This is a genomic window from Pristimantibacillus sp. Z349TD_6 (genome assembly GCF_056173205.1).
In genome coordinates, this window is the sequence record NZ_CM149662.1 from 5,516,581 (window position 1) to 5,531,054 (window position 14,474).

10 protein-coding genes and 1 tRNA gene are annotated in these 14,474 nt (G+C 46.2%); 1 reads left to right on the top strand and 10 read right to left on the bottom strand.

Features of this window, described 5'->3' with window-relative positions:
• Positions 1 to 210 precede the first annotated feature (210 nt).
• The 10 genes from AC0VYE_RS24115 to nrdR all read right to left on the bottom strand — a co-directional run bounded on the left by AC0VYE_RS24115 (position 211) and on the right by nrdR (position 14,053).
• Complete coding sequence (locus AC0VYE_RS24115; RefSeq protein ID WP_475443133.1) at positions 211 to 732, bottom strand: DUF4303 domain-containing protein; 522 nt, start codon at positions 730 to 732, stop codon at positions 211 to 213.
• Between the two features lie 410 nt (positions 733 to 1,142).
• A complete protein-coding gene (locus tag AC0VYE_RS24120) occupies positions 1,143 to 1,724 on the bottom strand; it encodes a hypothetical protein (protein ID WP_076270435.1) in 582 nt (193 codons plus the stop codon).
• 125 nt (positions 1,725 to 1,849) lie between these two features.
• The gene (locus tag AC0VYE_RS24125; protein ID WP_475443134.1) at positions 1,850 to 2,329 is read right to left on the bottom strand and encodes a DUF4265 domain-containing protein; all 480 of its coding nucleotides are present in this window, start codon (positions 2,327 to 2,329) and stop codon (positions 1,850 to 1,852) included.
• Between the two features lie 105 nt (positions 2,330 to 2,434).
• Positions 2,435 to 3,193: an ABC transporter ATP-binding protein gene (locus AC0VYE_RS24130; protein WP_475443135.1), complete on the bottom strand. Its 759-nt coding sequence runs from the start codon at positions 3,191 to 3,193 to the stop codon at positions 2,435 to 2,437.
• A 4-nt stretch (positions 3,194 to 3,197) separates the two neighbouring features.
• Positions 3,198 to 5,519: an ABC transporter permease gene (locus AC0VYE_RS24135; protein WP_475443136.1), complete on the bottom strand. Its 2,322-nt coding sequence runs from the start codon at positions 5,517 to 5,519 to the stop codon at positions 3,198 to 3,200.
• 55 nt (positions 5,520 to 5,574) lie between these two features.
• A complete protein-coding gene (locus tag AC0VYE_RS24140; RefSeq protein ID WP_475443137.1) occupies positions 5,575 to 6,204 on the bottom strand; it encodes a TetR/AcrR family transcriptional regulator in 630 nt (209 codons plus the stop codon).
• Positions 6,205 to 6,691: 487 nt separating this feature from the next.
• The gene (locus tag AC0VYE_RS24145) at positions 6,692 to 12,487 is read right to left on the bottom strand and encodes an endo-1,4-beta-xylanase (protein WP_475443138.1); all 5,796 of its coding nucleotides are present in this window, start codon (positions 12,485 to 12,487) and stop codon (positions 6,692 to 6,694) included.
• A 342-nt stretch (positions 12,488 to 12,829) separates the two neighbouring features.
• Positions 12,830 to 13,015 (bottom strand): S-layer homology domain-containing protein, encoded by a 186-nt coding sequence (locus tag AC0VYE_RS24150; protein ID WP_475443139.1) that lies wholly within the window; start codon positions 13,013 to 13,015, stop codon positions 12,830 to 12,832.
• Positions 13,016 to 13,329: 314 nt separating this feature from the next.
• Positions 13,330 to 13,403 (bottom strand) — tRNA-Ala (locus AC0VYE_RS24155).
• A gap of 167 nt (positions 13,404 to 13,570) precedes the next feature.
• Positions 13,571 to 14,053, bottom strand: coding sequence for a transcriptional regulator NrdR (gene nrdR / locus AC0VYE_RS24160; protein WP_053377232.1), 483 nt, complete (start codon positions 14,051 to 14,053; stop codon positions 13,571 to 13,573).
• A gap of 142 nt (positions 14,054 to 14,195) precedes the next feature.
• Between nrdR and AC0VYE_RS24165 the strand changes: the two genes are divergently transcribed.
• Positions 14,196 to 14,414: an alpha/beta-type small acid-soluble spore protein gene (locus tag AC0VYE_RS24165; protein ID WP_053377233.1), complete on the top strand. Its 219-nt coding sequence runs from the start codon at positions 14,196 to 14,198 to the stop codon at positions 14,412 to 14,414.
• Positions 14,415 to 14,474 lie beyond the last annotated feature (60 nt).

A 14,474-nucleotide genomic window follows, 5' to 3' on the forward strand; every position in this document is an offset into this window, starting at 1 on the left:
ATGACAAGAACTTGAGCCCATAAATCAAAAAAGCCACGATTTACGCAACTTGTTATGGAACAAAGTTTCTGTCAACTGACACCAGCCGTACTAGCTTGCGAGGGTGCCCTGCTTGAACTGGCCATCAGCGTGGATCTGTAATGCCGGCGGATATCAATGAAACTTTGCAGTGTTGCCTAAACCACCTTTTCTAAAGGTATGGTGAAATAATCAATCTTCTTGATCTTTAACCCAATTTTCGAATTCGGATGCCTCTTTGGGATCATTTAGACGATAGATCCAAGAAATCTCTTTTTCATCATCTAAATAATCTGTTACTGAAAAAACAACTATACATTTTTGAAAAAATCCATCTGATCTCAACTGTTCCAGAGCGAGTATGCATGAATCATATAGGTATCCCTGAAAATTGGTAAACTGTTCATCTGTATGGGGTGATTTATGAAACTGCTCGATGACTTGCTGTACGTCATTAAACCACTCATGACCAGAGAATTCATACTTCCACTCGGCGGAACTCCATTTGTAGTACAACGGTTCGTCCGGGTTTTTTTCGCATTTCTCCTTCAGATATTCTTTTGTGTTTGCAGAAGGGCAAACCGTCATTGCTCCTTCATCTGAATAGAGTCCGAAGGCGCAAAACTCATCGGTTGGGTTAGATTTTCGTAATTCGGAAAAGGAGTTTTGAGCTGAGTCTCTAATTAATTTCACAAGATCGATATTTTCTAGCATTTTTCACCTCATAAGAATATGTCTCTGCCTAGCAAAGGTCTTGGGTATTTCCTGCGCTGCTCTTCGGTAGCGGCCTTCCATTCTGATTCCAGCTTGGCCAGAGGATGAAGCCGTCGGGCTCGTAGAGATACTCGGCAAGATGAAAGCCGTGAATCACTCCGGCAAGCAGGCCGCCATCATAGAAGAAGCTCGTTCGCCTGAAGGCGTCCTGCTTGTCTATGCTCCGGCCCAGCGCGTCATAGCTATGGCCGCCGATGCCGTGTAGTACGTTTATTCAATGTGATTACAAATATCGATTAAAATTCATGAACCTGTTAAAAGGAAGAGTAAAGTAATAGAGTTGATGTCGCAGTATGCAAGTCGTTAGCAGAATCTGGATTCTACCCTTGAGTGCTTATATACGAAGTTACTTAGTTTCCTTTCGATGATTGTTGCTTAATGACAGCTTCTTTTGCTCTAAGGACAATATCATCCACATCGGAAAACTGACGCTCAATAGATGCTAGTGCCTTCAATAAAAAAAGGCCAAGATTTTTATCTCCTAGGCATAATTCCGTTTCGGCGAATAATTCGATGTCTTCGAGTTTTTCTATATTTTTTTTGTTATTGATGTTTTTAGGATATTCGATGTATTTATGGAGGGTTAAGACTGCATCTTCGCCCTTAGTTTTAAAATCGCGAACAATTCCGTTGAATATGGTGTCTTTGAATCCTTCCTGGAGCCTGCCTTTTTCATTCCGTGCATCCGGATGAAATGTCGCCAAATAATTTTCGTTTCTTATAGCCTGATCATTGATGATGTAGGATATTTTTTCTTCGTCAAGAATCTTTATTATTTCATCAATTGACTTAAACTTTAGTCTTGCAAATCTTGCTGGAGAAAATTGCTTGCGTAAAGAATCTTCATTATTTGAAAGATATGCCCTAAAAGAGATTTCAGAATTTCCTTCTAAGAGTTCTTTGAAAAAAACAAGATGCTTTTCATCTACCATATCTGCCTCCTGTACTTCTTGAGCTTTTGGGTATATTATGGTCACGCATCATTTTTATTGATCCATCCGTCAGAATGAATGGCAAAATGTAATGCATTGGTGATATCTGTAATCTGTCGAACCAATTAATCCAGATCTCTAGCCCAACTAACTAACTCTTCATCTTCAAAATTATATGGATTTTTGTAAATATTAGAGTAATAGTATTCAGAATCCAATAAATTTCTAATTTTATTGAAAACATTATTGGTGGCATGAAATCCATTGCTGATGGGAGCGGTGAAGGCAAGTGAACCATTATGAAATCCATCTAAAGAACCCGAAAGCTCTCGCTTGACTATAGATTCAGCTGCTTTTATCTTTTCTTTGATAGGCTGTTCGTTGTAAATTTGAATGCAGAAATTTCCACCATGTTTTATTAATTCAAAATCTCCGCTCGGATGGAGTTTTATTATATCTCCTTTCGCAAGGCCTAGAGCTAGCCCTGGTGATGCACATAATTTGAATTTTTGATCGCTTAGGTATTCTGCAGGAAGCTCTTCTAAAACAGTTCCTTGTGAATTTGTGTCAGCAATAACCTTAATCAATGTTATTTTATCTTCCATACGATGCTCCTCATCTACCTCTTAGGATAAATTCCGCTAACATAACGGACCTCCTTGAGTCGTTTGTATATTTGAGTCCGGTTAGATCATTTATTTTTAAACAAATCATATTCCTATTTCCCACATTTTCACCAATACTTTATCGACCCTGCGATCCATATCTGTCCCGTCAAACTTTGGAAAGTTTAGTTCGCTTACGATTTTTCCGTCTCGCATAAACATAATGCGCTCTGTCCTCGCCGCAACCTTTGCATCGTGAGTTACAAGCATAACCGCAGTGCCGTCTGCGTTAATTTCAGAAAATATATCCATAATCTGCTCCGCAGATTTTGAGTTGAGCGCACCCGTCGGCTCATCTCCGAAAATGATTTTTGGGCTGTTCATAAGTGAGCGGCATATTCCCGCACGTTGAAGCTGACCGCCCGAAACCTGTGTAACATCTCGCTTTTCAAGCTCCGCAATGCCCACCCTTTTCATAAGCACTCTTGCCTTCTCTGATATTTTTTCGGCGTTTTTTCTATTGTCGCGCATTGATGGAAGAATGATGTTGTCGAGGATATTTAGATTTTTTAGCATAGTCGGCTGTTGAAAAACAAATCCCATTTTTGTTCTACGTATATCTGAAAGCTCATTCTCAGAGGCCGCCGATAATTCCCTGCTGTCAAAAACGACCTTTCCACTGTCAACTTTGTCCATTCCGCTCAATGCAAACAATAACGTCGATTTTCCCGAGCCAGAAGGTCCCATAACCGAAACGAACTCTCCCTCGTTTATTTCAACGGACACTTCATCAAGAACATTACGCTGTTCATCGCCCTCGCCAAAAGACTTTACTATATGATCACCGATAATAATCTTAGTCATATGTCTACTCCTTTATATTTTCGGATATTTTTATTTGTCCCGCGCCCGATGTTCCGATCATTGTTGCGATAAGTACCGCGCAAATCATCATTAGTGGACTAAACAGATACGCCGAAAGAGGATTTACTGCAAAATTAAACGTGGACGCTCCTAACGACGAAATAATCAAACCCGCAAGCATCTCTCCGAGAGTGTTTGCCAGAAGCGTGCCGAGAACAATTCCGACAATCAGAACGAATACCGTACGCGAAACATACTGCGCCTTAATATCCGAGTTTGTAAAACCGAATGCTTTCAGTACGGCAATCGAATATCGGTCCTTTGCCACAAGCATTTTCATAAATAACAATGTAACTAGTACCGTTATAACTAACGCAACGGCGACGGCGGCGTAGGAGGCCATTTCGACGGAGCTTATTGTAGAGCCAAGGGTCTGTGTAACAAATTCATCAATATCTGAAGTCTTTGCAAAATCAAACTTGTCCGCATATTCCGCAACCTTCACGTCAACAAGAGATTTATCCGAAAGTTCAGCGCTGACAATGCTCCACATAATGCCCGCTGAATTGTCGGCAAATACAGCCTTGGCGGTTTTGCCACCGTTGGTAATGTCGGAATAGATTCCGCTAACCGTGAGATCTTTCTCCAGTCCCTCAATCACCAGCGTAATGACATCGCCAACCTTTTTGTTCATCTCATCGGCATATATAGTCGAAAATGCAATTTCATCATTTGCTGCGGGTGCTTTGCCCTTGGAATATACGATAGGAAATATCGAATGGTCGCCAAGCTCAATTTTAATATTTTCCTCTGATTCGTTTTCCGTTTTTGCCTTGAATGTTTTTGTTGTAAGAACGCCAACCTTTGATATGGCTTGATCGCTTTTCATCGTCTCAACGATTTCAGTGACTTTTCCAGAGATATTATCGATATTGTTGGTCTGTATGCGCAGATCGTAGTTTCCAATCCCCATATAACTGATGAAGCTTTTTGAGGAAATCGTGTTGTACAGGTTCTGCGGAACAATCATGATAAATGCCGAAATCACCAGCACAGCTAGCATTGTGGCGTATAGTCTTTTCCTTGAGAGAACATCTTTGATACCGAGAAAAATATTCGTCGTGTTAAACAGTCTGCTTCCGCTCAGGGTAAAACGCTTAGCACCCCTGTTTTTGTCCTGGGAAGTGCCAAAGCGTATGGCTTCCGCGGCTGAAATTTTCCGAAAGCGTTTCAGCACTCCGTTAACATAGGCCATAATGGCAAGGAATACTAACAATATACCGATAATTCCTAAAACCACGGCAAAAGAAGAATTTTTACTTTCCCCCATATAAAGCCGTATATTTTCAAGAAGCATGCCTTTGAAAACAAATGAAAGAACAAAACCGAGAATAGAGCCTGCCGCCGCAATTGCCATGTATTTCGCTAGATAAATCTTCTTGATGTCCGAGACACGCAGCCCAATAGCTTTCATAACACCAATCTCGCGATAATCGTCTTCGATTTTTGCAAGGAGCGTAAAGCGTATGCACATGAATGCGACGACCACGACAAGCAGGCTTACCAGAAGGATAACCCCAATCATCATCCCGTCGGAAATGGCATTCATCATTTTAAAAAGTGAATATGTAACCGTTGGCCCGTTCATTTCAAGTCCTGCGGAGGCATATGCCGTTTCAAATGCACCTAACGCCGACATATCCTTTAATCTGAATTCAATCAAATACTCTATGTTTCCAAGGCTTTTTATTTCCGCATAGTCATTGCTGCTTACAAGAAATCGCTTTGATGCGGAAAGCGAAGAATTCATTGTCGAATCGCGGAGAAATCCCTTAACGGTAAATTCTTTTCCACTTATTACGGCCTTGTCACTAATCTTTGCAGTGTTATCCTTCAAATAGCTTACCGGAACATAAATCTCACCGTCAGATACGTTGATGACGTTCCCGTCCAGATCTAGAAGATAATCGAATTTTCCGCTCTGTACGCTTAAACCGTTGTCCTGAACGCTGTTCGCAAGCGAATTATCGCCCAATATAATCTCCGCTCCGTCAATGTTCAGAAATTCCGCCACTTGAAATTCATCGACGCTGCTGTTTTGCTCCGCAAAAGCCGTAAGCCTCGCAGTATCAATCTCACCCGAATGCATCTGCATAAAATGTGGAGTTTTAGCTTGTGTCATTAGCGTATCCAGCGCGCCAGAGAGATTGACAACGAGTATCGCCGCGAGTGAAACAAGCATAGCTGAGGCAGCGACAAATACCATTGTTGTCACCGTTATCGCTTTGCTCTTAAAAATGTCATTGCGGATTATTCTGCTAAACATAACTCACCTCTGTATTATTTCCCTAAGGATTTTCCAGATTTATTCGTCGCTTCCTCTATCCACCGTCAAACATCTGCATTACATCTATAAGGCCTCCGCTTTTGACACCAAGCAGCCTTTCTACATTAAAAACAAAGGCCTGTATGCGTGAAGCACGCTCCTCGTTCGTCATTTGAACCATATCATCATCAAAAACGGTATTCGCATAAATCACGACCATTTCCATGCATTCATACGGGTATGGCGTGTGGAACAGTCCCTGTTGGATGCCCTCGTGGATGATTCCCGTCAGTATCGGCGTAACGCCATTAATAATGACCTTTTCTATTTTCTGATGCATAAGCGCGTTCTGCGGCTTGTGAATATGCTCCATAATTTCCTTGCTGCTTCCGCCGCTTAAGTTCAGTGCCATAACAACACGAATAATGCGCTCGACTACAGGTATGCTATTGTCTGTTGCAATTTCCTGCGTCGTGCCTAAAAGACGGACACTATACCGCTCAATCAGCGCGTCCATAATATCCACCTTCGACTTAAAGTGATGATATAATGTTCCTCGCGCAATGCCGACCTTTTCGAGAATATCGTTTGTACTTGTGCCGTCAAAGCCCTTCTGGCCGAAAAGCTCATCAGCTGCGTCAATGATTTCGTTCCTGCGTTCCTCAGCTTCTTTTACAACTCTCATCTTTACATCTCCTCAACAAACCGACCGACTGCCTGTCTATGAATCTTTCTTTTAAAGAATAACATATTATTCTATGATGTTGTCAAGCAGATTCAGTAAATAAGGCACGGACTGAATCCCTGACAAAAGCGATCCGTGTCTCGTCTCTACACAACGCAAAAAAGACACCTAACACGGTGTCTTCTCTGATGGTATTGGTGGAGGCGAGGGGATTTGAACTCTCATCGCCTCCACTATGCTGAATTCCTCACATGTGTCGAGGCAATAACAGTAACTGGCCCAATCGGATGATTAAGTATATTTTGATCGTGTTTATAGCTCTCAATCTGTTGCACAATGGCTAATTTCTCTGAGGCACTAAGATTATTTTCGGGCATGAAAAATGCTCCCCTCACAGCATACAGGTTATATTATTTCACCAGTCTACCGTATGGGGAGCATATCAAGATTCAATCGCAGAACAGCCTCTTTAGGTTATCTGAAACTCTTATTTACTCCAAATTCGCTGCAGGATAACTGCCGCTTCGGCGCGAGTGAGAGAGCTGTTCGGCGCCAATTTGCCGTTCGATCCTTGCACGATACCGGCATTGACTAGTGCTGCAACACTGTCTTTCGCGTAAGAAGCTACCGATGCCTCGTCGCTAAACGCATCCAAAGTGCCGCCTGTCGGCAACGCTTTGCCTGCGGCTTTCGCCGCGCGCGCCGCGATGACCATCATGTCTTGACGCGAGATCTTGCTGTTTGGATCAAACAGATTGCTGCCCGTGCCTTGAATGATGCCGAGCTGCGCAGCGATCTTGACCGCATCGTAGTAGTATGCGGAGGAATCCACGTCGGAGAACATCGTAACGGAAGCATTGTTACCTTTAAGCTCCAATGCGCGAACGAGCAGCGACAGGAAGTCCGCTCTCTTGATGGAAGCATTCGGATCGTACGCGTTCTCGCTCGTGCCGTTTATGATGCCGCGAGATGCCATCGCTTCGATTGCTTTCTTCGCCCATGGTACGGGCTGAAGATCTCCGAACGATTTCACAACGAACACAACTGCATAGTTACTGAAGTGAGTCGTCGAGAATTTAACCGTACCGCTTGCTGCATCGTAGCGGGCATTAGGCACAGGTGTCGCTTTGCCGCTGACGTCGATGTACCAGATGATGATGTGATCCGGGTTGCTCAGCTCTTCAGCCGTCGGCGTGTAAGGTACGGATACCGTTACAGGCGCGTTCGGGTTGTTCCAAGCAACAACGGAGTCGCCTGCCAAAACTTCGAGACTAATGACCGGATGGTTACCGATTTGCTGGCGGAGATCATTGCTGAGTGCTTCAGTCGAGACCTTGCCCAAGCGAACAGATACGAACTCGGAGCTGCCGACTCTCGTGCCTGCCAGCATGTTGCTAGGAAGCTCGACCGTGCCGTTCACCGTCTTGATCACAAGTACTGTCGATCCGGAATCTTTCAGACTTTGAAGCGGCAATTGCACGTCGTATGAATTTGCGCCTGCCGTTGCAGGAATGTCGATTGTAACTTTTTTCTTGCCAGCAGCGTTAGTTACAGCTTGATCGAACGCTTTCTGCAGATTGCCGGCAGAGATGTTGGACGATGCCTTACCGTTATTCACGGTAACTTTTGGTATGATTTGGCCGTTTTCAGCCGGTTGTTCAGTCACCGGAGGAGACGTGACTGTATCGGTCGGAGGCGAAGTGGCGCTCGTCGTTGCATTTACGACTGCGGATGCATCCGATACCAGTTCCCCTTTAACTGCCTTCACGTAGTAGTAGTACTTCGTTGAAGCCTCCAGACCCGTATCCGTGAATTCGGAAACCGGTACGCCGGAAGCGATTACCGTGAAAGAACCGGATTCGGACGTTCCGCGATAGACGGAGAACGTTACGCTCGTGTCTGAAGTGGTGTTCCAATTCAGCTTGATCGAGCTAGCGTTCACGGCGGAAGCCATTACGTTCGCAGGCGCCGCCGGTGGCGTTGCAGGAGAATTCTTACCGGAAAGCGTAAGCACTCCAAAAACGGACGTGTCTTGATAACCTTGGCCGGTCAAATCGTTCCATGCGGCAACGCTCTGACGAGCGCCGTTTTTACCGTCGTTGATTTGCACGTCAAGGCCTAGCTTCATGTTGTTTTCCGGCGTGATCGATGTTAACGGTATTTTCATTTCTACCGTGTAGTTCGTTCCGGAAAGAGAGGTGGCTGACTCGAAACCGGCTGCTTTGCTTGACGGATTGAAAGTTGCCTGGTTCATATAGTTTACTCTGTATTGTCCATCATCCGACTGATAGGAAGCTGTCTTACCATTATTCTCGTCTATGAACACTTCGACGGAATCTTGTTCATGCGCATTCGGGCTAGTACTGTCCAGTTCCGCATTATCAGTAACTTGGATTTGCACATACAGGTTGTGATCATCCCAGAGCGCTCTGGCTACACCGCGTGCACCTTGCCAGGCCATCTGGAACTTGTTGATCGAGACTTCAGGCGCATCGCTCCAGATCGCGTCAATGGTTCCGTCTATGACCGGCGTACCGTATTTAGCGGAAGTTTGATTAGCTGTTGCCGAAGCCGGCGGGTGCTCCGCTATGAACTTGCTCGGATCGATAACGCCGTAATAGGCAAGCTTCGCTTGCAGGTTGTTATCGAAGAGCAACGGCGGTTGTTCTTTTCTCCAGCTCGTCGCGTCGTTCAGACCCCAGAAGGTGACTCTGGCGATATTCGCGGCGTGCTCTTTGTAAATTTGGAATAGCTGCGCGTACAAGTAGCCTTGCGCGATTGCTTCCTTTTCGGTGATCGTGCCGCCGTTGCCGGCCGTTACGTCCAGCTCGGTAATGCTGACTTCAACGCCCAAGGAGATAAACCGCTCCAACGACGCTTTAACATTGTCCGGCTTCGTGTTGACGTTGTAATGCGCCTGCATGCCGACGCCGTCGATCAGCTTCTTGCCCGGATGCGTAAGTGCGTACTTGTCGTTGATCTCTTTGACCATATTGTAAATGGCAGTAGCTTTGTTCTGGTTATCATCGTTGTAATCGTTGTAATAGAGCTTGATATCCCAAGACGGGTTTGCGTCCAGCACTTCTCTTGCCGCTAAGAATGCTTGCTCCACGTAATCGTTACCGATCGCCGTTTTCCAAGGAGAGGTGCGCAGGGCAGCAGTCCAATTCGTCGGATTAGAAGGATTGTCGTTCATCGCTTCGTTGACGACGTCCCAAGAAATCAAATTGTTGCCGTATTTCTCAGCGTAGTGCGTCATAACCGTTTGGATGTGCGTTCTCATATTGGCGAGTGCCTCGTCGCGGCTCAAAGGCGAACCGTTCGAAGCAGTCATCCACGCAGGCGTCTGCTGATGCCATACGAGCACATGGCCGTGTACTTTCATCCCTGCGGCGATCGCTTTATCGACAAGCGAATCCGCATAAGTGAAAGTACCTTTCACCGCCTGCGTTGCATCCGGTTTCATGGCGTTTTCCGCCGTTACGACATTATGATGCAATTTGAGAAGCTCCAGGCGAGTGCCATCGAAATCCGCCGCGGATACCGCATTGCCGATCAAGAAATCGTCTTGATACTTTGTCTTGATTGGCGTCAAGTCTTTTTGTACGGAGATAGGGATCGAGCCCGTGTTCACAAAGCTGATATCGTCGATGTAGAAAGAAGCGGTCTTGTTGCTGGAGCTCTCGACGTAGATGGTCAAATATTCGTCGCCTACGCTGGAGTAACGATAGGTGCCTTCAAGCTTCACCCATCCGTCGGCAGCATTCACGGTTTTTGCTTGTATGGTGTTGTAGCTGGCGGTGCTGCCGTTGCCGACTTGCGTGGACAACTGAAGCTGCGAGCTGGTCGGCGAGATCAGCTTGACCCATGCCGTTACTTTGTACTCACTGCCTTTGTCTACGTTCTTCTCGACGCGAATCGTCGGACCGTGCCAAGAGTCCGTTCGATCTGCTACTTTCAAAGCATAAGAACCGTTGTCGGTATGGTTGGCTTCATTCGTAACGGTCAACGTTTCCGTTCCCGCGCGACCGACAAAGCCGCCCTGCGATTGATCCTCGAACGTAATAGTAGTGAATGGCACAGCTGGAGTTCTTGGAGGCTCGGCGCCAGGCGTAACGTCTTTAATTACGAATTCGTCCATATAGAAGTCGGCTTTCGCCGTGGCGGTTTCATCTGGACTGTAGATGTTAGCTTCGATCCAAACTAGGAATTCGGTCGTGCTGGCAGGTACTTCGTAGCCTTTCAGTTCGAACGTCTTCCAAGCGGAGTCCGTAACGGCTTGGTTGCCGATAATCCATGGGTAGCTATCCGTACCGCCGGATTTGACTTTCGCGCCTAAGTGGTAGTTATCGGTTCCTTGAGCGGACCGGAGTTTGAACGAGATATCGTATTTATGACCGGATACCAACTTGCTGGTCAAATTGAGTGATACGGCGCTCTTTCTGTCCGAACGGTCCTTATACAGAAGGGATTTCGTTCCCTCGGATGCGTAGTCAGACGATACTACCGCAGTACCGGTGCCGTTCCATCCCAGATCCGTCCAACCGCCGAGCTGAACATCCTCAAAGCTTTGGGACAGGACGAAGAATCCTGGAGGAGGAGCTGCGCTTGTCTGGCGAATGACGATGTCGTCGATCGCGAAGCTTGTATTTTTACCGGCGTCTTCGGATTCGAAGTAGAGTTTAATTCCCGTAGCGGCGGTGTTATACGTATAAGTACCGCTCAGTTTCACCCAAGCGCCGTCGGTGACCGTCGTCAACCCGATTACTTCCTTAAACTGGTCGTTGCCGGTTAAGCCAGATTGCTCAATCGATGCCTTTAGCTGCGTAGAAGCCGCTCCGGTATCCAGCTTAGCGTAGGCGGAAATTTCGTATTCTGCGCCTTTTTCAAGCGTATTCGTCAACGCTAGGCTAGGCCCGTGGTAATTTTGGGCGCGTCCCGTCACGAGAAGCGCGTTCGATCCGGAGTGGGAGACGGCATTCGTTACGGTCGCCGTAGCGCCGTTGCCGGTCCACCCATTTATGCCGTTTTCGAATTTCTCGACAAGAACGGCCGGTTTGACGACTTTCACTTGGAAATCGTCGACGTAGAAGCTAGCGGTTTTACTGCTGTTGCTCTGTAAGTAGATTTGCAGGGCATTGGCGTTCATGTCGTATGTATACTCGCCTTTGACTTGTACCCATGCGTCTGCTGTTACCGTTGCCGCGGAGCCTGGATTCAGGTACTCGTTGGCTGCCCCAGTCTGTTGAGCGCCGAATTGGATGGTCTCAGAGCCGGTCGTTCCCTCTTTGAGTTTAACCCATGCGGAAAACTCGTAAACTGATTCCTTGTTCAGTATGCCGGTGGCGGCTAGGTTAAAGCCCGGGCCATTCCAGTTGTCCGTTCTTCCTTGCACTAAGAGACTGCCAGTTCCGCTCTTAGCGTCATTGGTCGAAGCCGTTACCGTCTCGGTACCGCGCTTAAACCACCCTTGCGTGCCGTTCTCGAAGTCGTTCGAAACGACGATGTTCCCGATCGCTTCCGGTGTGGGAGGCGTAGGTCCGCCGATCGCGGCTGCGAAGGTATTTAAAGTATCGTCTTTCTTAATGAGAATACGTCCCATCGCCAAGGCGTCGTCATCGCCGCTCCAGGCTTTGAAACCGACTTTAATTCCGTTCTCCGTCGCGGCTGCTTTTACGTCCGCGTTGTAGTTGCCGTAAGGATAGGCAAGAAGGATCGGATCTTTGCCAGTAATTCCTTTCAGGAACGTATTAGCGGATTGGATTTCCGCGGCCGCGGTCGCTTTGGTGATGCTAGTCGTCCATACGGCTTGATCATGCGTCTTTGTATGGTTTTGAAGACTGATGTTCGGGTTGTTTTTCAGCGTGTTCAATTGGCTCAGCGTCATTCCCCAAGAACCGATATTGTCCTGGATGACGAAAGATACCGCTTTCATATTGTACTGCGTCAATACAGGAAGCGCGTTTGTAATAAAATCCGGTGTTGCGTCGTCGAACGTCAGCAGAATCGGTTTCGAAGGAGCGGTTGCCCCGTTCACGATAATGTCGACGTACTGTTCCGCGGATACGGTGGTATAGCCGTTATCGTTCAAATACTTCATTTGTTTTTTGAAGTTGGCAGTGCTGTATTGATAATCTCCGGATGGATTATCAGTGATTACATGGTACAGGATGACAGGTATCGTTGCGCTCGCTGCATTCGCATTTGGAGCATACCAAAATTGCGGCACTAACAGTGCAGCGGCTAACAGTGAAAGCAATAGCTGTTTGAATCGTCTACTCATTTGATGTCCTTCCCCCTAGAATGGATTTTGATGTTACCTAAAGCGCTTTCAATCTTGATGTTGAATGACTTCTCCTTCCCGTATCTTCAATTATAAGGAGCGTTTTAATAGGGCGGCACCTAAAGAAGTAGAGATTCTACTATAAAAATTAAAGAAGATATTAGATCCGAATTTATTAACCACCAGCTAAATACAATTAAAAAGATATATCTCATAAATGAAGTTAATAGTAGTTATTGCATTTTCATTTTGGAAAATATGTAGGCTGTAACAGACCACAACAAAATGAGGATGGCGCAGAAACAACCTCTTCGCCATCCTCATTATTAGTTAATGAAATCTTTATTTACTCCAAATCCGTTGCTGGATAACTGCCGATTCGGTGCGAGTGAGGAAGCTGATCAGCGCCAATTTTCCCCTCGAGCCTTGCACGATACCGGCATTGACCAACGCTGCAACACTGTCTTTCGCGTAAGAAGCTACCGAAGCCTCGTCGCTGAACGCACCCAAAGTGCCGCTTGTCGGCAACGCTTTGCCTGCGGCTTTCGCCGCGCGCCGCGATGACCATCATGTCTTGACGCGAGATCTTGCTGTTCGGATCGAACAGATTGCTGCCCGTGCCTTGTTGACGACATCCCACGAGATGATTTTCTGCGTACTGCTCGTATTGAACTTGCTAAAATGCGTATGAATTTTATTTTTAGTAACTAAGTAAAATAATTGCTGAATTTCAACATACATACCTAAACTGTTCAAATGTTCTCACTTAGGGATTGGAAATATATACAAGCACAAAATCAAATAAAAAAAAACGGCATTTCTGCCGTTCTGATGATAAGGTATGGTGGAGCTAGGCGGAATCGAACCGCCGACTGATCGCTGCCAGCGACCTATTTTCCCCCTAAACTATAGCCCCTTATTTAGTTGTGACCCAACTCAACAACTTGAGTATAGCCCCCCAAGTTAAATCTTATTGCTCGTTTTTATTTCTTGGGTTGTGCGAACACTACATGGTGTGCTCCCAGCTGAGCTAAGGCCCCAAATGACGACAAGATTGATCTTAGCATAGGGTCGTCAAAACTGTCAATCCTTATCTATCATACCATTGAGCGGGTGTTTGGACAGCAAATTATTGAGCTCCTTCATGAACATATCAATGTCCTTGAATTGGCGATAAACAGATGCGAACCTGACATAAGCTACCTCATCTACAGGATAAAGCTCGTTCATAACGATTCCACCAATATCGCTGCTATCAACTTCGGCATGTGCCGTTGTGCGCAGCTCCTTCTCAACCTCGGATACGATTACCTCAAGGCGCTCCACAGGAACCGGACGCTTCTCGCAGGCGCGGATAAGACCCCGCAATATTTTGTCACGGCTGAACTCTTCACGGCTGCCATCTTTTTTGATGACGATCAGAGGCGTCTCTTCAATCATTTCGAATGTCGTGAAGCGGCGGCTGCACTTTTCGCATTCACGGCGGCGACGAATGGATTTGTTTTCGTTAGCTGGCCTGGAATCTAATACTTTCGTTCCGGCATAGTCGCAGTATGGGCATTTCATGATGCGTATTGCCTCCTTTCTTAGTCGCTAGAGCCTCAAAATGGACTCTTCGAAAAAAAATTTTAATTTCCATGTAATTCCTGTAATGAAGTTCAGATTTTTGCACATAATACTTTTACCAACCGCAAGGAGGTGAACATACATGAGCGCATCCCGCAGCAGTAACCAATTGGTAGTGCCACAAGCGACAGCTGCCCTTGACCAAATGAAATATGAAGTTGCTCAAGAGCTAGGCATCGCAATTCCGCAAGACGGATACTACGGCAACATGGCTACAAAAGACGCAGGCTCCATCGGGGGATACATTACCCGTCGCCTAGTGCAAATTGCCGAGCAATCCCTTGCTGGTCAATACAAATAATGATTCATTAAAAGTTGTATGAATAACCGAAGCTTTGGCAGGGCTCGTCCATGAAGAGAC

Excerpts from the sequence above, each read along its gene's own strand:
- AC0VYE_RS24125 (WP_475443134.1), bottom strand. The coding sequence starts at position 2,329 with ATGGAAGATAAAATAACATTGATTAAGGTTATTGCTGACACAAATTCA.
- AC0VYE_RS24130 (WP_475443135.1), bottom strand. The coding sequence starts at position 3,193 with ATGACTAAGATTATTATCGGTGATCATATAGTAAAGTCTTTTGGCGAG.
- AC0VYE_RS24165 (WP_053377233.1), top strand. The coding sequence starts at position 14,196 with ATGAGCGCATCCCGCAGCAGTAACCAATTGGTAGTGCCACAAGCGACA.
- AC0VYE_RS24140 (WP_475443137.1), bottom strand. The coding sequence starts at position 6,204 with ATGAGAGTTGTAAAAGAAGCTGAGGAACGCAGGAACGAAATCATTGAC.
- AC0VYE_RS24120 (WP_076270435.1), bottom strand. The coding sequence starts at position 1,724 with ATGGTAGATGAAAAGCATCTTGTTTTTTTCAAAGAACTCTTAGAAGGA.
- AC0VYE_RS24135 (WP_475443136.1), bottom strand. The coding sequence starts at position 5,519 with ATGTTTAGCAGAATAATCCGCAATGACATTTTTAAGAGCAAAGCGATA.
- AC0VYE_RS24115 (WP_475443133.1), bottom strand. The coding sequence starts at position 732 with ATGCTAGAAAATATCGATCTTGTGAAATTAATTAGAGACTCAGCTCAA.
- AC0VYE_RS24145 (WP_475443138.1), bottom strand. The coding sequence starts at position 12,487 with ATGAGTAGACGATTCAAACAGCTATTGCTTTCACTGTTAGCCGCTGCA.
- nrdR (WP_053377232.1), bottom strand. The coding sequence starts at position 14,053 with ATGAAATGCCCATACTGCGACTATGCCGGAACGAAAGTATTAGATTCC.